Raw genomic sequence first — 20,596 nt, forward strand, 5'->3', positions numbered from 1 at the left:
CTATTATACAAATTATCCTCTAAATACTTTCACGAATATTCAAGAGCATGACAAATGCGGTTAGGAGTAACAGCAATAGAATAAAGCTGACCGCTAGGGTCCCAAAACTTGTAGCAATTGTTACGAAAACGATTGTGAATAGACTTGGTAAAACAACCGTAATAGCACCAATAGAGGATTGAACCGCTCCCATTGACTCCTCAGGTATTTGTTTAAAGACGAGTTCTTGCAATCTAGGAGAGAGTACCCCTGCGATGAAGGCATCCAAGGAGCTGAAAAGCAGAATCAAACCAAAATGAACTGTGGCAAATCCTACTAGAAGGAGTAACTGGATGACGACCGAAGCGTAGAGAGCTGTTTTGATAGAAATCGTATTTTTCAGATAGCCACTCACAAGACTTCCAACAATAAGTGCTAACAATTCTAGCGTTGATAACAAAGCGAGCGATTGACCGGTTTGTAAATCCAAAAACGGTTGGTTTCTTAAAAAAAGAGTTGAAATAGGAACAGTAACATTAATCACCGCTTGGCTGATAGAGACGATAAATAAAATGAAGATCACTCTATCCATATTCCAGATCAATTTTGATGATTGGAACAAATGCTGGCAAAACGATTTTATAGAAAGACCTTCTTGATAGCTAATTGTTTTTTCAACTTTCAAAAGATCATTTTTTATGAGAAGAATACCTACAAATGCTATCAGAAACGTCAGAGCGTTTAGCAAGGAAATGAACTGAATGGAAAGAATTCCTAGTAAAACCCCTCCTAGAATATTACTGATTGTCCGAACTAAACTAACTGTTGATTGTTTAAAGCCAATAGCTTCTGTCAGATGTTCTTTCCCAATGATTCTTATAAAAATAGGAGTAAGCATGGCTCCTGAAAAGTAACTCAATGTATCCGACAAAAGGTTCATTAAACAAATAAAGAATACAAGCCATAAGGAAAAGGGCTGCCCTGAAAGCGAAAGCGCCACTATAGAATAAAGTACAAATTTGACAAAACTAATAACCGTATACTTTAGAACACGATGGTGTTGAAAGTCAGCCAAAACTCCCATAAAAATTTGCAGAACTTGAGGAACAGTCTCTGAAATCGTAATGAGTAAAATTGCCAAGGGGGCAAACGAAGCATCTGCCACATAATTCAAAAAAGCAAGATAAAAAATTGTATCCCCAACCATTGAAATCCACTGGTTGATGGTTAGTTGCCTAAAATCTCTATTTTGAATAAATACTTTCATCGCAACTCCTTTTTGAGTTCAAATGGGAACTTTTCCCCAAGGATAGACCGATATTGCTGAGCACCCAAAATTACAGCAACGGTAAAATTTGACCAATGCCATTGTAGACTATGTGCAGTCCAATAGGCCAATAAATGGACTTTGTCACTCTAAATAAGACTGCAAATATGAGACCGCCACCCATATATACGAAAAAGTCTGTCAAGACCCAACCGTGGTTACTAATGTGCAAGATTCCAAACAAAGCAGCCGAACCGAGCACATCCAGTCCCCATTTCTTTCCTTTTTCCAGAGCTGTCATCACCAATCCACGATAAATCATCTCTTCAAAAATAGGACCTGCAATCACAGGATAGAAAAAATACATCAAAAATGCCGTAGCTCCCGTAAAAGTAGGAACATCCAGTTGATAAGCAATTTCATTTTTGGTAGATGGGAAAATAAAAAAGGTTACGAAATTCCAGATAACAAAAGCAAGAAGAGCTAGGAAGGAATAAAAAAGATAGGATCCTTTAAATTTTTTTCTGTTGATTTTCTGCCATTTCCCTGACCAAACCATAACAATAAAAGCAAGCAGAACCACAAGAAAATTCAACAGCATATCCGACAAATAATAGGCAAAGTCAGATAGACCAGCAGCAAGGTCGCTATGTAAAAGCAAACGAATGAAGAACTGGTCAGCAATGACAAGCAAAACAGCTATAATAAAGTAGTATCGTGAGGTTATCTTTTTCATATTTCATCTTTCTAATACCCAAACACCAGTAAACTGACGATGATTAAAAAGGTATTCCACAAGATGTGAAGGGCCATTGACCAATAAATTGAACGTGTATAACGAAAGAGCATGCAGAGTAGCAGACCTGCTCCTGCATAAACGATGAAGTCTGTTAACACCCATCCATATTGTAAAACATGGATGAGACTAAAGAGTGTGGAAGAAATGATAACATCAATATAGTATTTTTTAAATTTAGATAGGGCTGTCATCAGAAGTCCACGGAAAACTAATTCCTCAACTATCGGAGCAATAAGACTGCCGTAGAGAATACGTGTCACAAAATAACTAATTCCCGTCAAATTGGCTACGGTTTCTTTTATAGCACTCCCATTTTGCGTGCTGGGAAAGATCCGAGTCGTTATATTTACCCACAAAAACATCAATAGAAAGAAAAGAAAGAAGATACCCAGATAGGACCAACGGAACTGGAATCGACCGTACTCTTTCCAACGTTGACTCTTTACAAGAAGTGCAGTAGCAGCAATTCCCTCAATTACTATAAATAAAATTTGAATCCCATAAAATCCAAAATCCGATAATTGATCCATGAACTCTAATCTCACTACTAAATTAAAAATCAAGTAATAAGACATAAGTACCAAAATGGTCCCTAGGTAAAATTTCGTTTCTTCCCTTTTCATAGTTTTTTCTCCTAAATGTTAGTTACGACGTTTTCCAAACAGTCCTTCAATCAGCCCATTCGACCAATCAAATGCCCCATAAGGTCTGGGACTAATACCTCTACCTCCCCAAGCAGGCAAAGCACTACCACCACAACCAATATTTTCACCCACACAAGCCATAGTGAAATTTCCACCGTAAACCTGCTCTAACTCCGCTTCTGTTAGTTCCATTGTTTCTGCAAATTGTAAATTCAACATATTTACACTCCTTCAATTATTTTTATTTGTAAACCACTTCTGCGACCTAGGATTTGCTTCAAATGTCTTACAAAGATAGTATAACACGGAAATCACCACATTTTAGAAAATCGCATATTTGATATTTTTACTTATAGAAATTTCACATTTGCGATTTTTATAGAATTGACTCTTTCACTGATATAATATAGTTACTATTAGATAGGAGGACACAAAATGAAGAAACAAGTCTTAACATTATTGACAATCGTTGCTGATATTATTATCATTTCCCATCTTTAGCTAATCGATAAGTTCTTTATATTGCTGTAAGCGTAGTTCAAAAAGGGCTATTAATTGTGGATTTTCTAATATTTTCAGAGATTGAATAAAGTGTTCAATCTCTTTTTGATTGCTCCCCTTAGTTTGAAGGAAAATGCTCATCTTCTTTAAAAACTGCCACAATAATTTCTCAAAAACATCGTATGGTCGGAGCATACTCTCCAACTCGACTTCAAAGATTGGGATATAAGAAAAAAGTTTGCGCTCCATGAGCTCTGATACGATATTCAGAAAGCCACTTTTCATATACAGTCTATTGTGGGCCAATTCTTTAAATTCCTTGGATTTTTCAAGTAAAGAGGTAGATAAAAAAATCAGGTCTTGGTTGCTCAAGAAGGGCATGGTATTGCAAAAAAGATAGAGTTCAAACCAGGTCCAAGACTCGATAGCATAGAGGTAGCTAGTCAAAAACTCGCTATCCTCCTCTTCTAGCGGATGGTTTTTATCCAGAGAATGGATAGCGTTTTTAATCACAATAGCGTTCAAACGACGATAGGTCTTCGCCATCTGTTCCTGCTCGACTTTCTCTAATAGTTTCTCTAAGCCAGCTATATCTTGATGGGCAAAACGATCTACAACCTTTCGTCCAAATCGCATATGTGGGGATTCCTGATAATTATTAAGCTTGTGTCCAAACTCATCGAAGGTCACATTGATCCCTTGGATGGCTAGAATCAACTTATCCGCAGACAACATGGACTGTCCTAGTTCAAACTTGGATAACTGGGATGCTGTCAGGCCCTCACAAGCCACATCTGACTGCTTGAGTTTTCTCGCCAAACGTAATTCCTTGTAAAATTCTCCCAATTCCATTCTCTCAATCATCTGACCACCTCCTAATTTTTACATATTATATTATATTATATTATATCATCATTTTTACAGTTTTGTCAAAATGTTCTGACATTTTCTGTAGTAAAAAAGCCAGCTTCAAGCTGACTCTTTATTCCATAGTATCAAAGGCGAGGCTTGGTTTGGCGTTGAGGTCCAAGCCTGCAAAGTTTTCTTTATTCCACTCGCTGACGCCAGCATAGGCAATCATACCTGCATTGTCTCCGCAAAGGCGTAGAGGTGGGATGATAACCTTGACATCTGTGATTTCAGCTGCTAGACGTTCTCTGAGCCCTTTATTAGCTGCCACGCCACCGGCCACGACCAGGATTTTAACAGGATATTTTTCCAAAGCCTTCTTGGTTTTGGCCATAAGAATATCCATGACTGCTGCTTGGAAAGATGCTGACAGGTCTTCCTTGGACAAGCTTTCTCCCTTTTGCTCGGCATTGTGGTGAAGATTGATAAAGGCAGACTTCAAACCTGAGAATGAAAACTCTAGATTGTCCTCCTTAATCATAGCACGAGGGAAATCATAAAGATCCTGCCCCTGATGAGCCAACTCGTCAATCTCGCGACCTGCAGGATAGGTCAAGCCCATGACACGGCCGACCTTATCATAGGCCTCACCAACTGCATCGTCCCGCGTTTCCCCAACAATCTTATAATCCCCAGCCTCAGAAACATAGACCAACTCTGTGTGCCCACCGCTGACCAAGAGGGCTAGCAAGGGAAACTCCAAAGGCTCCACGCTTTGAGCTGCCATGAGGTGGCCAGCCATGTGGTTAACGGGAATCAGCGGAAGTCCATGCGCCCAAGCAAAGGCTTTGGCAGCTGACAAACCAACTAGCAGAGCTCCAACCAAACCTGGTCCGTAGGTAACCGCCACAGCTGTTACATCTTCTTCTGTAATTCCTGCTTCTGCTAGCGCCTCCTCGATGCAGGCTGTAATAACCTCGACATGGTGACGACTGGCTACTTCTGGCACTACGCCCCCAAAACGTTTGTGACTCTCAATTTGACTCGCAATGACATTGGACAAGAGCTCATCATCGTTTTTCAGTACGGCGACACTGGTCTCATCACAGGATGTCTCAAATGCTAAAATATATCTATCCTTCATCTATTTCTCTCTTCATGATGATGGCGTCCTCGACTGGGTCATGGTAGTAGGCCTTTCGCTCAGCGATGACCGCCATCTTTTCTTTCTTGTAAAATGCTTGTGCTCGTTGGTTTGACTTTCTAACTTCGAGGAAAATCTCCTTGTCTGTCGGCAATGTTGCAAACAAGGCTGACGCAATTCCCTGACCCTGATAGGATTTTTTGACAGCGATTTGCAAGACTTCTGCCTCAAAGAGATTCTCCTGTACAGCTAGAAAGCCAATCACTTCTGTCCCATCATAAGCCAGAGCGTACCAAGTCTGGTCTTGGGACAGGTCTGCTTGGATTTGTTCCAGTGTCCAAGGGCTGACTGGGTAAACAGCTGCCATGACAGCGTAGATGGTTTTAGCTAGTTCAGGCTGTTTTTGGATTCGTTTGATTTCTATCATAAGCGTTTAATGTAAGACCCGCCAGACTCGGTATGGTTCTTGAGCCAGTTTTCCTCAGCCTCAACTCGTTTGAGGTAATTTGGCACAAAGTCGTGCAAGGAGTCTGCTTCCTTGTCCCATGCCCACAAAGCTAGATTAGCTGCATTTGGCAAGGTTTCTTGGTAGCTAGCTTGTGGTAGCTGTTCTTGGATCTGCTCCACAAAGGCACCAACTTCTCCGACAAAGGTCACCTGTTCAGCATCCGTGACTTTTTCTAGCACTTTCGCAAAGGATAGGTGTGCTTCTGCCGTGACAGGTTTGGCATTTTCATAAAATCCTGCATAAACATTGTTGCGACGCGCATCCATCAGGGGAACAAGTAAGCCTTCTTGTTGGCGCGGTACCAGAGCCAAGAGACTAGACATGCCAACTAACTCGATGTTCAGGGTATGAGCCAAGGTCTTGGCAGTTGCTACCGCAATTCGCAAACCTGTATAACTACCTGGTCCTTCCGCTACCACGATTCGGTCCAAATCCCTGGGTGTCCAATCCAAACTTGCCATCAAAAAATCAATGGCAGGCATGAGGGTAATACTGTGATTTTTCTTGATATTGATTATGGTCTCGGCAAGAACCTGCTTGTCCTCCAAAATAGCGAGAGACAGAGCCTTGCTGGACGTATCAAAAGCTAATACTTTCATAACACATTCCTATCTTTTTGTCTGTTTACTATTATACTACAAAAGCCAGCGCATGGGAATTTTCTTTGTTCTGAAACAAAAGGGCCTGTCACTTAGACAAAGAGGACAGTACAAAAATTCAAAAAAATTTTACATTTTTCCTATCTTTTCCGAATATATAAGTGAACAAGAAAAAAGGAGGAAAGTTCAATGACAAATTTTGACGTTCTTGACAATCAATTTTTATCGTTATCTGAAAACGAATTATCAGATATTGATGGTGGTCTCGCTCCCTTAGTTATCTTTGGAGTAGCAGTATCTTGGAAAGCTATTGCAGGTGGAACAGCACTTGTAGGTTCTGGTTTGGCAGCTGGTTATTTTTTAGGAGGTTAGTATGATTAAAGGTTTAGATAAGTATTGTGCAATTTCTAATAAAGAATTGCAAGGAATTAAGGGTGGTTTTGGCGTAGGTGTTGGTATAGCTTTATTTATGGCTGCTTACACTATCGGGAAAGATCTTCGTAAGAAGTTTGGATAAGTCATGCTAGATAAAAATTACATTTTTAGAAGGGTAAACTTTTTTCTCTTCTTCAGCTATAGCCTGCTCTATCTTCTAAATGATTTAAACATAACTAGGATCTCCTTACCAGTTGATTTATCGGTTTGCATTGTTTTCTTTTTATGTTTCAACTCGATTTTCGATGCGAGAAATCATCATCGTAACAATAAAGATATCATCTAAAAATAGAAAAAGTCCATCCCATCTATCAAGACGAGGTGGACTTTCTGTATATTTAGATGAATAATTGACTTTAGGCATTTAAACCAAAGTAGAAAACGAGCCAAACAACATAGGTGATAAGGAGGAGAAAAATTGAATAGAGTGTCACAAAAGCAAGCTTCCAAAGGAATTTTGTTTTGCGGTGTTCCAGATGCGCAAACAGGGCATTCCCCCCATAGACACAGGCTACAAAGACTATAAACATCAAGAGGCGAACCCCTACTGCAAATTCAAACAAACTAAACATTCTTAATCCTCCTTTTGGTATTGCTATTTTTATATAAACTGTTGACAATGTTGGTCTATCAATGTTAAAATGTAATTCAACACTGGTAGGAAAATCAGGTTGAGTCGTTGACTCTTCGGGTTGCAGTGCTATCCCTGATACTTTTGTTTCTAAAGAACTGAAATTGCGATTGAACAATTCGCCACAGTGTTTGACGGCTCTTGACTTCGGTCAGGAGCTTTTTGATGCTTTTAAAGTTGATTCCCTCAGTAAGTTATAGTAAAATATAAATATTGAGAGGATAACGTAGGGCGACTGGTAACAGAGCGTTCAAAGGTACCAACTTCTGGTACGGGTGTGGGACTGCCTTCAGCTTTGAGCTGTAAAGACCCCTGACTACCATTGGTCCTCTCTTTTTGCTTACTCTTAGATTAAGGGCTTTTCTTTGCCTGTTTAGTAAGCACTTCACTCCATGCTATTTCTACATCGTTATACTTATAGATTGACTTCTTAGCCTCATAGATGATAAAATAAGGTAAAGGTTGAGATTTGGTCTGACTTGGTGACAAGTCTTTCAAAGGTTGTGATTCAATCACTTCAGGTAATGGTGCTGCCCCTTGAGCTTGCTCAGAAAAATCCCTTAATTTTGTCTCAGCCTTTTTATTTGCTCTCGAGATTTCTCAAGAGCTTTTTCTTTTTTCAAAGATATCATTCTGTCCCAACCATCTACTCCAACGATTAATGAAACTAAAACTGTATTCTTCCTCAAACCTACTATCGCTTTAGATTCCCCCTCTAATTATAACACCTAAGCGCTCTCCGACCAAATCCTACCTGTCTTTTTGCTCCCTCCTTCCCTCCCGACTTTCTCGTTTCCGTCTTTTACTAATCTTTCATTTTGTGGTATAATTGAAATAATTGTAACGAATCAAGGTCAATCTAGACACAAAATGGAATGAAATCAAGCAAATCTCTGCTAAAAGTTTGGAATAAGTTGACCTATAAATAGAAAGGAACTATATGATTTACAAAGTTTTTTATCAAGAAACAAAAGAACGTAGCCCACGTCGTGAAACAACACGCGCACTTTACCTAGACATCGATGCCAGCTCAGAACTTGAGGGCCGTATCGCTGCTCGCCAACTTGTCGAAGAAAACCGCCCAGAGTACAACATCGAGTATATCGAACTCTTGTCTGACAAATTGCTAGATTACGAAAAAGAAACTGGCGTCTTCGAAATCACGGAGTTCTAATATGGCCTATACTCTTAAACCTGAAGAAGTCGGCGTTTTTGCCATCGGTGGTCTAGGAGAAATCGGGAAAAACACGTACGGAATTGAATACCAAGACGAGATTATCATCGTCGATGCTGGGATTAAATTCCCAGAAGATGACTTGCTGGGTATCGACTATGTTATCCCCGATTACTCTTACATCGTAGACAATATTGACCGTGTCAAGGCTGTTTTGATCACACACGGGCACGAGGACCACATTGGTGGAATTCCCTTCCTGCTCAAGCAAGCAAATGTCCCTATCTACGCTGGACCTCTTGCCTTAGCTTTGATCCGTGGAAAACTCGAAGAACACGGCCTCTTGCGCAACGCCAAACTTTACGAAATCAACCACAACACTGAGTTGACCTTTAAAAATCTCAAGGCAACTTTCTTTAGAACAACTCACTCTATTCCAGAGCCTTTGGGGATTGTCATTCATACCCCTCAAGGAAAAATCGTCTGTACGGGTGACTTTAAGTTTGACTTTACTCCAGTTGGAGAACCTGCAGACTTGCACCGGATGGCTGCCCTTGGTGAAGAGGGTGTTCTTTGCCTCCTCTCTGACTCGACAAATGCAGAAGTGCCAACCTTTACCAACTCTGAAAAAGTCGTTGGTCAGTCCATCATGAAGATTATCCAAGGCATCGAAGGTCGTATCATATTTGCGTCCTTTGCCTCAAATATCTTCCGTCTCCAGCAAGCAACGGATGCCGCTGTTAAGACTGGACGCAAGATTGCAGTCTTTGGTCGCTCTATGGAAAAGGCCATTGTCAACGGAATCGAGCTTGGCTACATCAAAGCTCCTAAAGGAACCTTTATCGAGCCAAATGAAATCAAAGACTATCCTGCAGGCGAGATTCTAATCCTCTGTACAGGTAGTCAGGGCGAGCCGATGGCAGCCCTCTCTCGTATCGCTAACGGAACCCACCGTCAGGTGCAACTCCAACCCGGCGATACTGTTATCTTCTCTTCTAGCCCAATCCCTGGAAATACCACTAGCGTCAACAAATTGATTAACACTATTTCTGAAGCTGGTGTCGAAGTTATCCACGGTAAAGTGAACAATATCCATACATCTGGACACGGTGGTCAGCAAGAGCAAAAACTCATGCTCCGCTTGATTAAGCCAAAATACTTCATGCCTGTCCATGGTGAATACCGCATGCAAAAAGTCCACGCTGGACTAGCGGTGGATACGGGTGTCGAGAAGGACAATATCTTTATCATGAGCAATGGTGATGTGCTTGCCCTTACTGCTAACTCAGCTCGTATCGCAGGTCATTTCAACGCCCAAGACATCTATGTCGATGGAAATCGTATCGGTGAAATCGGTGCGGCTGTCCTCAAAGATCGTCGTGATCTATCTGAAGACGGTGTCGTTCTAGCAGTCGCAACTGTTGACTTCAAGTCACAGATGATTCTTTCTGGCCCAGATATCCTCAGCCGAGGCTTTGTCTACATGAGAGAATCTGGTGACTTGATTCGCCAAAGCCAGCGTATCCTCTTCAATGCTATTCGTATCGCACTGAAAAACAAGGACGCCAGCGTCCAATCTGTCAATGGCGCCATTGTCAACGCCATTCGTCCTTTCCTCTATGAAAATACAGAACGTGAACCGATCATCATCCCTATGATCCTCACACCAGATGAAGAAGAATAAATCAACAAAACAGCCCCGTCTTCGGAGCTGTTTTTTCTATGCTTTCTTTTCTTGATTTTTAGAAATACTGCGATTTTTACCTTCAAGATACACCATCAAAATTGAAATATCTGCTGGATTTACTCCCGAAATACGGCTAGCTTGGCCGATAGTTTCTGGATTGATAAGTTTGAACTTCTGACGGGCTTCTGTTGCGATAGAATCAATATCATCCCAGTCAATATTGGCTGGAATGCGTTTTTCTTCCATGCGTTTCATCTTAGCAACCTGATCCATGGCTTTAGAAATATAGCCTTCGTACTTGATTTCTGTTTCAATCAATTCGATAATCTTGTCATCCAAATCCTCAGCAGCTGGCCCGATGAAGGCCACCACATCTTGGTAAGAAACTTCTGGACGGCGAAGGAATTCCTTGGCTGTCACTGCATCTGTCAATGGCTTGAAGCCCATCTCCTCAACCTTGGCATTGGTTTCCTTGACTGGCTTGAGTTTGATGCTGTCTAGGCGTTTCATCTCATTGTCAAATTGATTTTTCTTGATTTCAAAGCGAGCCCAGCGTTCATCATCAACGAGGCCAATCTCGCGCCCCATCTCTGTCAAACGCATATCGGCATTGTCATGACGGAGGATGAGACGGTATTCAGCACGACTGGTCAAGAGACGGTAAGGTTCAATGGTACCCTTGGTCACCAAGTCGTCAATCATCACCCCGATATAACCGTCACTGCGCTTCAAAATCAATTCAGGCTTGCCTTGGATTTTCAGAGCCGCATTGATACCCGCGATAATCCCTTGACCAGCAGCTTCTTCGTAACCTGAAGTACCATTGGTCTGACCAGCTGTGAAAAGGCCTGAAATTTTCTTGGTTTCCAGAGTCGCACGCAACTGGTGAGGCAAGACCATGTCGTACTCAATGGCATAACCAGTTCGCATCATCTCAGCATTTTCCAACCCTTTGATGGAATGAACCAGCTCGCGCTGTACATCCTCAGGCAGACTGGTTGAAAGACCTTGGACATAGACTTCCTCTGTATTACGCCCTTCTGGCTCTAGAAAGAGTTGGTGGCGTTCCTTGTCCGCAAAGCGCACAATCTTGTCCTCAATTGATGGACAGTAACGAGGTCCCACTCCCTTAACCACACCTGTAAACATAGGCGCACGGTGGAGATTATTTTGGATAATCTCATGACTGGTACCATTGGTGTAGGTCAACCAACATGGGACTTGGTCTTTGACATAATCCTCATCACGTGAAGTATATGAGAAGTGATTAGGGGCCTCATCTCCTGGCTGAATCTCTGTCACGTCATAATTGATAGAGGAAGCCTTAACACGTGGAGGCGTTCCTGTCTTGAAACGACCAATTTCGAGTCCCAGTTCCTTGAGATTATCAGCTAGATTAATCGAAGCTAGGCTGTGGTTTGGTCCTGATGAGTACTTGAGGTCTCCGATGATGATTTCACCACGAAGTGCAGTCCCTGTCGTCACGATAACAGCCTTGGCAGCATACTCTTGATGGGTAGCTGTACGCACACCGACAACCTTGCCATCTTCCACCAAAATCTCATCAATCATGGTTTGACGAAGGGTCAGATTCTCTTGATTTTCAACTGTCTTGCGCATTTCCTTAGAGTAAAGCTCCTTGTCAGCTTGCGCACGAAGGGCACGGACAGCAGGCCCCTTCCCTGTGTTGAGCATCTTCATCTGTATGTAAGTCTTGTCAATATTCTTGGCCATTTCACCACCAAGGGCATCGACTTCACGCACGACAATCCCCTTGGCAGAACCACCAATCGAAGGGTTACAAGGCATGAAAGCCAGCATTTCGATGTTGATGGTCGCAAGCAAGACCTTACAGCCCATACGGCTGGCAGCCAAGGAAGCCTCAACCCCAGCGTGTCCCGCACCGATTACAATAATATCGTATTCTTCCGTAAAATTATAAGTCATTTCTTAACCTTTCAAAAATTTCTCGCAAATAAGGAACTAACTTCTCCTCCTCTAGAGCTTGATCCATAGTAACCCATTTAAAGTGTGTATGCTCTTCAGGATCTAATCTGATAATTGGCTTCTCCCCAACCCACTCTGCTTTATAAACTAAGCGAGTAAAGACCGTATCCTTAGAGGTATCCAGTTGACTATCTTCGTGAAGAAGTTTGAGCGAACTGCTATCTAGTCTAACTCCCGCTTCTTCAATGCATTCTCTAAGAGCTCCATCTCGCGGAAGTTCACCCTTTTCAACCCCGCCACCAGGAATATCCCAGTAAGTCGGATAAACGTTGGGTTCTCCTCTTTTAATTTCCGAACGCTGAATGAGCAAATAATCACAACCACTATGAACAAGTACATGGGCAATAAGCTTAACCATCCTTTTCTCTCCTATTCTTCAAGATGAATGTGTCTTAGTTGGCCGTCCCAATCCGGTAGAGCTGTTTTCAAAAAGGCTGGAACTAGCTGGATATTCTGGAGCTGATCCAAATCAATCCACTCACAAGGCTGCGTTTTTTCGTCTTCCTGCATGGTCAATGGAGCTTCTTCAAGCAAATTCACCAGGTAATGAAACTCGATGTTGTGATAGGAAACACCGTCTTGTTCAAAACGATTTTCAACCACAAAAGCTAGCTGTCCAGCTTGAGCTTTGACACCCAGTTCTTCCTTCACTTCACGGACTACCGCGTCTTCCGTTTTTTCGTTAACTTGAATCGCACCGCCGATAGTGTAATACTTGCCCTTATCTTTGGTAACTAGGAGCTTGCCATTTTGGAGAATCAAGGCTGTCGCCCGAACACCAAAAACAGTATTTCCCACTTTTGTCCGAAAGTCTTGTTGAGTCATTTTTATCCTTTCCCTTAAACGACACAAAAACAGTCAAAACTCCAAAGAAGTGCAGGACAAAAAAGCCTGCAACATCCATGAGCTTTGACCATCATTTCTATTGCTTTTATTATTGTAGCAAATTGAGAAAATTTGTCAATCTAAATGTACTGACAAACTTGTCCATCGCGGTAGGCATTGTCAATCAAACCGCCACCTAGACACTCTTCACCATCGTAAAAGACAACTGCCTGTCCTGGTGTGATCGCGCGTTGCGGTTCCGCAAAGATAACTTCTGCCTTATCTCCTTTAACATGTACTGTCACCTTAGAGTCAGGCTGACGGTAGCGGAATTTAGCTGTACATTCGAGCGTAAATTCCTCTGGCATGTCACGAGTAAAGTGAACTTGACTGGCCTCTAGACTGGTTGACATAAGCGAATCATGGTAGAAACCTTGTCCGACATAGAGGATATTCTTGCTTAGGTCTTTTCCGACAACGAACCACGGCGCATTGTCTCCTCCGTGTTGCCCACCGATACCGAGTCCGCCACGCTGACCAATCGTATAATACATCAGACCTGCATGCTCACCCATATCGCGTCCATCCACAGTCATCATGCGACCAGACTGAGCTGGCAGATAGTTGCTGAGAAAGTTTTTAAAGTTCTTTTCTCCGATAAAGCAAATTCCTGTCGAGTCTTTCTTCTTAGCAGTCGCAAGTCCTGCTTCTTCTGCGAGTCTGCGAACTTCAGGCTTTTCCAAATGTCCCAATGGGAACATGGTTTTTTGGAGTTGTTCTTGCGAAAGTTGACTGAGGAAATAGGTCTGGTCCTTCCCATTGTCCACGCCACGAAGCATGTGAACGATGCCATCCTCATCACGCGCCACTCGAGCATAATGCCCAGTCGCTACATAGTCTGCACCCAAGGTCATAGCATAGTCCAAAAAGGCCTTGAACTTGATCTCCTTATTGCACATAACATCTGGATTTGGCGTGCGCCCTGCACGGTATTCCGCTAGGAAATACTCAAAAACGCGGTCCCAGTACTCTTTTTCAAAATTGACAGAGTAGTAAGGAATGCCGATCTGGTCTGCCACCGCAGCCACATCCTTGTAATCTTCGGTCGCCGTACAGACGCCGTTTTCATCTGTGTCGTCCCAGTTCTTCATGAAGATACCGATCACATCGTAGCCCTGCTCCTTGAGCAAGAGAGCCGTCACCGACGAATCGACACCACCACTCATCCCCACAACAACACGTGTTTTAGAGTTATCACTCATGGTAAGTCTCCCATCTATTCGTTTATTCACGATTGAAGGTCGTGTGTGCTTCAACGATTGAAGGTCGCTTGAGCAGTATTCATTATAACACGCTTGGTTGGAGAAGACAAGAAAGAGGCTGATAAATCATCTCAACCTCTCTTTCTTACTTTGCAAACGAATCAATTTTTCCCTTTAAGTTCTTTCTTCGCTTGTTCTATCTGGTATTTCACTTGCTCAAAGCCGGTCCCTCCTAAGGAATTCCGTCTCTGAACAGCAGTTTCTGGGCGCAAGTAGATATAAATATCCTCTTCAATCAAGGGATGGTAGGCTTGCAACTCCTCCAAATCCCAATCTTGGATGTTTTTACCATGCTTGATAGAATCTAGAACCAATTTCCCTACTATTTCATGCGCTTCTCTAAAGGGGAGGCCTTTTTCTGCCAAATAATCTGCCAGTTCGGTCGCATTCGAAAAATCATTCTCTGTAGATTGCTGCATTTTGGCCTTATTAACCTGCATGCTCGATAGCATACCTGCCAGCACATCCAGAGAATTTAAAATCGTTTCTACTGTATCAAACATGCCTTCCTTGTCCTCTTGCAAATCCTTATTGTAGGCCAGAGGCAAAGATTTCATGACAGTTAATAGCCCAAGTAAGTGTCCGTAAACTCGTCCTGTCTTCCCTCGAATCAATTCGGCCATATCAGGATTTTTCTTCTGGGGCATGATAGACGAGCCCGTGGAAAAGCTATCGGACAAGCTAACGTACTGATACTCAAAGCTACACCAATTAATGATTTCTTCGCAAAAACGACTCATATGCATCATCAAAATGCTGGCGTTTGACAGAAATTCCAAGATAAAATCACGGTCACTCACTGCATCCAAGGAATTGGTATAGGGTTGTTGGAAGCCCAATAAATCACTCGATAATTGACGATCGATTGGAAAAGTTGTTCCCGCCAAGGCAGCTGCACCCAGTGGAGATAGGTCCGTATGTTTCAAGTTAAATGCGAATCGCTCGCTATCCCTTTGAAACATATTGTAATAAGCCATGATATGGTGGGCAAAACTAATCGGTTGGGCGTGCTGTAAATGGGTATAGCCTGGCATGATGGTTTCCACATGTTTTTCAGCCAAATCCAGCAAAACACTGTTCAGATTCGCCAACTTATCCAAGACATGGCCAAGTTGCTCCTTTAGATATAAGTGCATATCCGTTGCGACTTGGTCATTCCGAGAACGAGCCGTATGTAGTTTCCCAGCCAGAGGGCCGATTTTCTCTGTCAGCAACACTTCCATATTCATATGAATATCTTCATTTGCAATATCAAAATGAAGTTCTCCTGCCTCTAAATCTCGCAACAAAGCTTTCAGACCATCTTGGATCTGCTCTGCCTCTTCCAAGCTCAAAATGCCAGTCTGTCCTAGCATTTGAACATGAGCTAGGGAGCCCATCAAATCAAATTTTGCCAGCTGGTGGTCAAAGGAAATACTCGCACCGAACTGCTCTACCCACTCTTCCACAGTGCCTTCAAATCGACCACCCCATAATTTTGTATTTTTCGGCATATCCTGTCGTCCCTTTCTATCGCGTCACTACTCAACATTTTTCTGAACTTCTGAATAAACCTTAGTCGGAAGACCCCAAAGCTTGATAAATCCAACAGCAGCATCTTGGTCAAAAGTATCCGCACTAGTATAAGTCGCCAAATTTTCATCGTAAAGAGAATTTGGTGATTTCCGAGCCACTACCTGGGCGTTCCCCTTGTAAAGTTTAACTTTTGCAGTTCCATTGACAACTTTCTGTGTCTCCTTGATATAGGCAATCAAAGCCTGAGTTGCTGGGCTAAACCACAAGGCATTATAGATGAGATTGGACAACTCATTTTCGATAATGGGTTTAAAATGAGCCACTTCTCTCACAAGAGTCAAGTCTTCAATCTCCTTGTGAGCTGCCAATAAAGTCACAGCACCTGGGCACTCATAAATCTCTCTTGACTTAATCCCGACTAGGCGATTTTCCACATGGTCAATACGACCGACACCGTGTTTACCCGCAATTTCATTTAGTTTTTGAATCAAAGCAGCCACTTTCATCTTTTCTCCATTGAGGGAGATGGGCACCCCACAGCTAAACTCAATGTCAATAAATTCTGGACTGTCCGGCGCCTCTTCTGGAGAAGATGTGATTCCAAATGCTTCTTCTGGCGCTTGGTTCCAAGGGTTTTCCAAAACACCACATTCATTTGCACGTCCCCAAAGATTTTGATCGACAGAGTAAGGATTGTCAAGGTCAGCAGGAACTGGAACACCGTTTTCTTTGGCATATTGGATTTCTTCTTCACGAGACCATTTCCACTCACGAACAGGCGCAACTACTTTTAAATTGGGATCCAAAGCCGCAATAGAGACTTCAAACCGAACTTGGTCGTTTCCCTTACCTGTACAACCATGGGCAATTGTGGTTGCCCCCGTCTGATGAGCTATTTCAACGAGTTTTTTTGAAATAAGAGGGCGACTCAGAGCAGATACTAAGGGGTACTTTTGTTCATAGTAGGCATGAACCTGAAGGGCCACTAAAACATAGTCATTAGCGAATTCTTCCTTAACATCAATGACATAAGACTCTACAGCCCCAACCTTGAGAGCTTTATCGTGGATGAACTCCAAATCTTTTCCCTCACCCACATCCATACAAACAGCGATCACATCATAGTCTTTTTTTAACCATGTAATAGCAACTGAAGTATCCAATCCACCTGAATAGGCTAAAATGACTTTTTCCTTACTCATTTCTCTTCCTTCTTTCTATTTTTCGATAGAGGCTTTAAAAGCATCGTCAATCAATTTGTCCAACTCCCCAGAATCCTTCAACTTCTGGATGGTTTTGTCAACCGCCTCTTTTAATTCTTTACTGTCTTTTTTCATCGCAACAGCGTAGGAATCTTCTTTATCATTGTCAACATCAAACTCAGCGATGGCTAGGTCTGGATTATTCTCTACAAATCCTTTCGCCACTGGTTCCTCAAAGATAACCGCATCTAGTTGCCCTGATTTCAAATCTGTTATCAAATTTCCATTTTTAGGAAGTGAAACGAGAGAAGAATCCTGCAAGGTTTCTTTAGCCAGAGTTTCCTGGATAGAACCTTTCTGCGCTCCAACCTTTTTCTGGGCCAAATCCTTCACTGATTGGTAATTCGTTAATTCAGATTTTCTTACGATAACCTTATTTTTCGAAGTGTAGTAGGGAATTGAAAAATCGTAAACTTGACTTCTCTCCTCCGTTTTAGAAACACCTGATATTGCAAGATCGGCCTTGCCTGAATCAAGACTAGCCAGTACATTGTCAAAACTCATTGGAGAGAACTCCACTTCTACACCTAGTTCCTTTGCGATGGCTTTGGCTAGCTCAACATCTGAACCTACAATCTGATTTTTCCCATCGACCAATTTCTGGTATTCGAATGGAGCAAACTCTGGATTTAGGGCCACCACCAATTTTCCTTTAGCCTTAATGGCTTCAACACCTTGGGATTGAGTGTTACTACAAGCAAATAATAAGGGAAACATAAGCAAACCAAACATCGTCATCAACACCTTCTTCACTTTATTCATAGAAAAGTCTCCTTTTATTTTTATACTTTATTATTGTATAAATAATACTCTTCTCATCCTCGTTTGTCAAGAAAAAACTGTATTTTATTTCATTTTAATCAAGAAAAAGCTTATTATATGATATATTTTTACACATAATAAGCTTATTTATACTATTTGAGTTTTAAAACAATTTGAAAAATTTAGCCGAAATTATACAAACAGAGCATTACTGAGAAGATCCTTACACTTTTTGTTATAGAGAAACAAAAAAGAGCCCTAAAGGACTCTTGTATTCTTAATACCAACCGTTGTTAAGCCAGAAGTTCTTGGCAGCTGTCCATGAACCATAACGTCCTGCAACGTAGGCATCTGCTACACGTTCTTGGTTTTCAGCTGAGTAGTCACCGTTCAAGTATGAATCTGTCAATTGGTAACGTCCGATGTATTGGCCGTTTGTAGCTGTGTAGCTACCACCTGATTCTTTTTGAGCGATCCATTCTTTGGCTTCTGCTTCAGAACCACTTACAGTAGAAGCTGCTGCAGTGTTGCTTTCTGCTGCTGGCGCTTCATAAGTTGTAGTTGCAGTTGCAGCTGGAGCTTCTTCAACTGTTTCTGTAGCTACTGGAGCTGTTTCTTCCGTTGTTGCTGCTGGAGCTGTAGTAGAAGCTGTTCCTTCGATAACCAAAACTTGGTCAACATAGATAAGGTGAATATCTTTGATATTGTTTTTTGCTGCTAATTTTTCAGCAGTCGTGTTGTACTTCTCAGCGATTTCTGAAAGAGTATCACCTGATTTAACAGTATAAGTTACAGTTTCTTGCGCAGATGCAAGAGCTGGGGCAAAGAAAGCAAGTAAAGTTGCTACTCCTGCGATAGTTGTTTTGATTTTTTTAGTTGTTAATGACATATCTAAAAATTCTCCTTCCATTGAATATATCTATGATACCTTTTAAATGTTACCGTTGTTTAACGGTTATATGTAGAAATATTACAAAAATGTTTTATATTTACCGTTTTAAGGAGGTTTTTGTCACAAAAGACCTTATTTTATACCATCTTTAATCATTTTGAGCTTTTGATAAGGGAAACAAGCGCAGAGGTCCATTCTTTGATATAATAGTTATAAGAATCTTTATAAGGGGAAACAGATGCAATCACTTCGTTTTCAATCTGTCTTTGATATTATCGGACCAGTCATGATTGGCCCATCAAGTAGCCACACAGCTGGAGCTGTTCGTATTGGGAAAATCGTCTCCTCCATCTTTGACGATACGCCAACAGAAGTCGAATTCCAATTATTTAATTCATTTGCCAAGACCTACCGTGGTCATGGAACTGACCTTGCTCTCGTCGCTGGTATTTTAGGTATGGATACGGACAATCCCGACATTCCAAATAGCCTTGAGATTGCCCATAAACGCGGTATCAAGATTGTCTGGACCATTCAGAAAGACAGCAACGCGCCTCATCCTAATACCACTAAAATTACTGTGAAGAATGAACACAAGTCCATCAGTGTGACAGGAATTTCCATTGGTGGGGGAAATATCCAGGTTACGGAGCTTAACGGTTTTGCTGTCTCTCTCAACATGAACACACCAACCATTATCATCGTGCATCAGGATGTTCCAGGTATGATTGCCCATGTTACTGAAGCCCTCTCTCGTTTCGATATCAACATCGCTCAGATGAATGTGACTAGAGAAAAAGCTGGAGAAAAAGCCATTATGATTATCGAAGTCGATAGTCGAAGTTGCGAAGAGGCGATTGAAGAAATCCGAAAAATCCCTCATCTCCACAATGTCAATTTCTTTAAGTAGGAGGAAACATGTTTTATTCTATCAAAGAATTGGTCGAGCAGGCAGATCTAGACTTCCAAGGAAATGTCGCAGAACTCATGATTGCGACAGAATATCAATTAACCGGTCGAGAACGTGCAGAAGTGCTCCTCCTCATGGAACGCAATCTAGAAGTCATGAAAGCCTCTGTCGAGCTCGGTCTCAGTGAAAACAAATCCCGTAGCGGCCTAACGGGTGGAGATGCGGCCAAACTAGACCGCCATCTCAAAAGTGGCAAGGCCTTGTCTGACTTTACCATCCTATCAGCAGCCCGTAATGCCATCGCGGTCAATGAACACAATGCGAAGATGGGCTTGGTCTGTGCTACTCCAACCGCAGGAAGTGCTGGCTGTCTGCCAGCCGTTCTCACTGCTGCTATCCAAAAACTAGGCCTTAGTCACGAAGAACAGCTGGATTTCCTCTTTGCTGCGGGTGCCTTTGGACTAGTCATCGCAAACAATGCCTCTATCTCAGGTGCTGAAGGTGGCTGTCAGGCCGAAGTTGGCTCTGCCTCTGCCATGAGTGCCGCAGCCTTGACCTTGGCTGCAGGTGGAACCCCCTATCAGGCTAGCCAAGCCATCGCCTTTGTCATTAAAAATATGCTGGGCCTCATCTGCGATCCTGTCGCTGGTCTGGTTGAAGTTCCTTGTGTCAAACGAAATGCCATGGGAGCTAGCTTTGCCTTTATCGCGGCAGATATGGCCTTGGCAGGTATCGAGTCTAAGATCCCTGTTGACGAAGTCATCGATGCCATGTACCAAGTCGGATCGAGTCTTCCAACTGCCTTTCGTGAAACGGCTGAGGGTGGACTCGCTGCCACACCTACTGGTCGTCGCCTACAAAAAGAAATCTTCGGCGAATAAACT

At 42.3% G+C, this 20,596-nt stretch carries 23 protein-coding genes and 1 pseudogene; 6 read left to right on the top strand and 18 right to left on the bottom strand.

The annotated features are described in order from the left end of the window. Positions 1-19: 19 nt before the first annotated feature. The 8 genes from MK405_RS06545 to tsaB form a co-directional block, all read right to left on the bottom strand. Entirely contained in the window at positions 20-1,246 is a 1,227-nt protein-coding gene (locus MK405_RS06545; RefSeq protein WP_268704591.1) for an MFS transporter, read from the bottom strand. A gap of 70 nt (positions 1,247-1,316) precedes the next feature. Beyond that, positions 1,317-1,982, bottom strand: coding sequence for a CPBP family intramembrane glutamic endopeptidase (locus tag MK405_RS06550; RefSeq protein ID WP_268704592.1), 666 nt, complete (start codon positions 1,980-1,982; stop codon positions 1,317-1,319). Positions 1,983-1,993: 11 nt separating this feature from the next. Further along, positions 1,994-2,668, bottom strand: a complete 675-nt coding sequence (locus MK405_RS06555) for a CPBP family intramembrane glutamic endopeptidase (protein ID WP_268704593.1) — start codon at positions 2,666-2,668, stop codon at positions 1,994-1,996. 18 nt (positions 2,669-2,686) lie between these two features. Continuing rightward, a complete protein-coding gene (locus tag MK405_RS06560) occupies positions 2,687-2,908 on the bottom strand; it encodes a hypothetical protein (RefSeq protein WP_268700397.1) in 222 nt (73 codons plus the stop codon). A gap of 282 nt (positions 2,909-3,190) precedes the next feature. Further along, entirely contained in the window at positions 3,191-4,054 is an 864-nt protein-coding gene (locus MK405_RS06565) for an XRE/MutR family transcriptional regulator (RefSeq protein WP_268704594.1), read from the bottom strand. Between the two features lie 118 nt (positions 4,055-4,172). Further along, a complete protein-coding gene (tsaD, locus tag MK405_RS06570) occupies positions 4,173-5,183 on the bottom strand; it encodes a tRNA (adenosine(37)-N6)-threonylcarbamoyltransferase complex transferase subunit TsaD (protein ID WP_268704595.1) in 1,011 nt (336 codons plus the stop codon). Further along, positions 5,173-5,610: a ribosomal protein S18-alanine N-acetyltransferase gene (rimI, locus tag MK405_RS06575; protein WP_268704596.1), complete on the bottom strand. Its 438-nt coding sequence runs from the start codon at positions 5,608-5,610 to the stop codon at positions 5,173-5,175. Before rimI ends, tsaD begins: the two co-directional genes overlap by 11 nt. Further along, positions 5,607-6,290, bottom strand: a complete 684-nt coding sequence (gene tsaB / locus MK405_RS06580; RefSeq protein WP_268704597.1) for a tRNA (adenosine(37)-N6)-threonylcarbamoyltransferase complex dimerization subunit type 1 TsaB — start codon at positions 6,288-6,290, stop codon at positions 5,607-5,609. Before tsaB ends, rimI begins: the two co-directional genes overlap by 4 nt. A gap of 189 nt (positions 6,291-6,479) precedes the next feature. Between tsaB and cibA the strand changes: the two genes are divergently transcribed. Further along, positions 6,480-6,662, top strand: coding sequence for a fratricide two-peptide bacteriocin subunit CibA (gene cibA, locus MK405_RS06585; protein ID WP_000180842.1), 183 nt, complete (start codon positions 6,480-6,482; stop codon positions 6,660-6,662). Between the two features lies 1 nt (position 6,663). Beyond that, entirely contained in the window at positions 6,664-6,807 is a 144-nt protein-coding gene (locus MK405_RS06590) for a hypothetical protein (protein WP_000589673.1), read from the top strand. Positions 6,808-7,081: 274 nt separating this feature from the next. Here the strand turns inward: MK405_RS06590 and MK405_RS06595 are convergent, their stop codons facing one another. Next, positions 7,082-7,297: a hypothetical protein gene (locus MK405_RS06595; protein ID WP_220106700.1), complete on the bottom strand. Its 216-nt coding sequence runs from the start codon at positions 7,295-7,297 to the stop codon at positions 7,082-7,084. Positions 7,298-7,551: 254 nt separating this feature from the next. Then, positions 7,552-7,944, bottom strand: a pseudogene (locus MK405_RS09485) (hypothetical protein); the annotation flags it as partial. Between the two features lie 352 nt (positions 7,945-8,296). On the opposite strand from MK405_RS09485, the gene MK405_RS06600 reads away from it, so the two are divergent. Next, positions 8,297-8,530: a DNA-dependent RNA polymerase subunit epsilon gene (locus MK405_RS06600; RefSeq protein WP_033584763.1), complete on the top strand. Its 234-nt coding sequence runs from the start codon at positions 8,297-8,299 to the stop codon at positions 8,528-8,530. Position 8,531: 1 nt separating this feature from the next. Beyond that, the gene (gene rnjA, locus MK405_RS06605; protein ID WP_247946604.1) at positions 8,532-10,214 is read left to right on the top strand and encodes a ribonuclease J1; all 1,683 of its coding nucleotides are present in this window, start codon (positions 8,532-8,534) and stop codon (positions 10,212-10,214) included. A gap of 36 nt (positions 10,215-10,250) precedes the next feature. Here rnjA and mnmG read toward each other — a convergent pair whose 3' ends face one another. From mnmG to apf, 8 genes are all read right to left on the bottom strand, one after another. Beyond that, positions 10,251-12,164, bottom strand: coding sequence for a tRNA uridine-5-carboxymethylaminomethyl(34) synthesis enzyme MnmG (mnmG, locus tag MK405_RS06610; protein ID WP_000221893.1), 1,914 nt, complete (start codon positions 12,162-12,164; stop codon positions 10,251-10,253). Next, entirely contained in the window at positions 12,154-12,582 is a 429-nt protein-coding gene (locus tag MK405_RS06615; RefSeq protein WP_268704598.1) for an NUDIX hydrolase, read from the bottom strand. Before MK405_RS06615 ends, mnmG begins: the two co-directional genes overlap by 11 nt. An 11-nt stretch (positions 12,583-12,593) precedes the next feature. Beyond that, the gene (locus tag MK405_RS06620; protein WP_268704599.1) at positions 12,594-13,049 is read right to left on the bottom strand and encodes an NUDIX hydrolase; all 456 of its coding nucleotides are present in this window, start codon (positions 13,047-13,049) and stop codon (positions 12,594-12,596) included. A gap of 140 nt (positions 13,050-13,189) precedes the next feature. Beyond that, the gene (mnmA, locus tag MK405_RS06625) at positions 13,190-14,311 is read right to left on the bottom strand and encodes a tRNA 2-thiouridine(34) synthase MnmA (protein ID WP_084877247.1); all 1,122 of its coding nucleotides are present in this window, start codon (positions 14,309-14,311) and stop codon (positions 13,190-13,192) included. Positions 14,312-14,472: 161 nt separating this feature from the next. After that, entirely contained in the window at positions 14,473-15,864 is a 1,392-nt protein-coding gene (gene argH / locus MK405_RS06630; protein ID WP_268704600.1) for an argininosuccinate lyase, read from the bottom strand. 27 nt (positions 15,865-15,891) lie between these two features. Then, complete coding sequence (locus MK405_RS06635; RefSeq protein ID WP_268704601.1) at positions 15,892-17,088, bottom strand: argininosuccinate synthase; 1,197 nt, start codon at positions 17,086-17,088, stop codon at positions 15,892-15,894. Positions 17,089-17,103: 15 nt separating this feature from the next. Continuing rightward, positions 17,104-17,910 (bottom strand): ABC transporter substrate-binding protein, encoded by an 807-nt coding sequence (locus MK405_RS06640; RefSeq protein ID WP_084872372.1) that lies wholly within the window; start codon positions 17,908-17,910, stop codon positions 17,104-17,106. Between the two features lie 277 nt (positions 17,911-18,187). Then, on the bottom strand, positions 18,188-18,799 hold the full coding sequence (gene apf, locus MK405_RS06645) for an aggregation-promoting factor (RefSeq protein WP_248025443.1): 612 nt from the start codon (positions 18,797-18,799) through the stop codon (positions 18,188-18,190). A gap of 241 nt (positions 18,800-19,040) precedes the next feature. Here apf and sdaAB point away from each other — a divergent pair, with 241 nt between their 5' ends. Next, on the top strand, positions 19,041-19,712 hold the full coding sequence (gene sdaAB, locus MK405_RS06650) for an L-serine ammonia-lyase, iron-sulfur-dependent subunit beta (protein ID WP_033584754.1): 672 nt from the start codon (positions 19,041-19,043) through the stop codon (positions 19,710-19,712). An 8-nt stretch (positions 19,713-19,720) separates the two neighbouring features. Then, positions 19,721-20,593: an L-serine ammonia-lyase, iron-sulfur-dependent, subunit alpha gene (gene sdaAA / locus MK405_RS06655; RefSeq protein WP_084867707.1), complete on the top strand. Its 873-nt coding sequence runs from the start codon at positions 19,721-19,723 to the stop codon at positions 20,591-20,593. The last annotated feature ends 3 nt before the right edge of the window (positions 20,594-20,596 follow it).

Source organism: Streptococcus oralis, assembly GCF_026782345.1.
GTDB lineage: Bacteria > Bacillota > Bacilli > Lactobacillales > Streptococcaceae > Streptococcus > Streptococcus oralis_CK.

Coding starts and splice junctions, on each gene's coding strand:
- MK405_RS06555 (WP_268704593.1), bottom strand. CDS start 2,668: ATGAAAAGGGAAGAAACGAAATTTTACCTAGGGACCATTTTGGTACTT.
- mnmG (WP_000221893.1), bottom strand. CDS start 12,164: ATGACTTATAATTTTACGGAAGAATACGATATTATTGTAATCGGTGCG.
- tsaB (WP_268704597.1), bottom strand. CDS start 6,290: ATGAAAGTATTAGCTTTTGATACGTCCAGCAAGGCTCTGTCTCTCGCT.
- MK405_RS06640 (WP_084872372.1), bottom strand. CDS start 17,910: ATGAATAAAGTGAAGAAGGTGTTGATGACGATGTTTGGTTTGCTTATG.
- mnmA (WP_084877247.1), bottom strand. CDS start 14,311: ATGAGTGATAACTCTAAAACACGTGTTGTTGTGGGGATGAGTGGTGGT.
- MK405_RS06560 (WP_268700397.1), bottom strand. CDS start 2,908: ATGTTGAATTTACAATTTGCAGAAACAATGGAACTAACAGAAGCGGAG.
- MK405_RS06615 (WP_268704598.1), bottom strand. CDS start 12,582: ATGGTTAAGCTTATTGCCCATGTACTTGTTCATAGTGGTTGTGATTAT.
- cibA (WP_000180842.1), top strand. CDS start 6,480: ATGACAAATTTTGACGTTCTTGACAATCAATTTTTATCGTTATCTGAA.
- MK405_RS06550 (WP_268704592.1), bottom strand. CDS start 1,982: ATGAAAAAGATAACCTCACGATACTACTTTATTATAGCTGTTTTGCTT.
- MK405_RS06590 (WP_000589673.1), top strand. CDS start 6,664: ATGATTAAAGGTTTAGATAAGTATTGTGCAATTTCTAATAAAGAATTG.
- MK405_RS06595 (WP_220106700.1), bottom strand. CDS start 7,297: ATGTTTAGTTTGTTTGAATTTGCAGTAGGGGTTCGCCTCTTGATGTTT.
- MK405_RS06635 (WP_268704601.1), bottom strand. CDS start 17,088: ATGAGTAAGGAAAAAGTCATTTTAGCCTATTCAGGTGGATTGGATACT.
- MK405_RS06565 (WP_268704594.1), bottom strand. CDS start 4,054: ATGATTGAGAGAATGGAATTGGGAGAATTTTACAAGGAATTACGTTTG.
- apf (WP_248025443.1), bottom strand. CDS start 18,799: ATGTCATTAACAACTAAAAAAATCAAAACAACTATCGCAGGAGTAGCA.
- MK405_RS06620 (WP_268704599.1), bottom strand. CDS start 13,049: ATGACTCAACAAGACTTTCGGACAAAAGTGGGAAATACTGTTTTTGGT.
- sdaAA (WP_084867707.1), top strand. CDS start 19,721: ATGTTTTATTCTATCAAAGAATTGGTCGAGCAGGCAGATCTAGACTTC.
- tsaD (WP_268704595.1), bottom strand. CDS start 5,183: ATGAAGGATAGATATATTTTAGCATTTGAGACATCCTGTGATGAGACC.
- argH (WP_268704600.1), bottom strand. CDS start 15,864: ATGCCGAAAAATACAAAATTATGGGGTGGTCGATTTGAAGGCACTGTG.
- MK405_RS06545 (WP_268704591.1), bottom strand. CDS start 1,246: ATGAAAGTATTTATTCAAAATAGAGATTTTAGGCAACTAACCATCAAC.
- rnjA (WP_247946604.1), top strand. CDS start 8,532: ATGGCCTATACTCTTAAACCTGAAGAAGTCGGCGTTTTTGCCATCGGT.
- sdaAB (WP_033584754.1), top strand. CDS start 19,041: ATGCAATCACTTCGTTTTCAATCTGTCTTTGATATTATCGGACCAGTC.
- MK405_RS06600 (WP_033584763.1), top strand. CDS start 8,297: ATGATTTACAAAGTTTTTTATCAAGAAACAAAAGAACGTAGCCCACGT.
- rimI (WP_268704596.1), bottom strand. CDS start 5,610: ATGATAGAAATCAAACGAATCCAAAAACAGCCTGAACTAGCTAAAACC.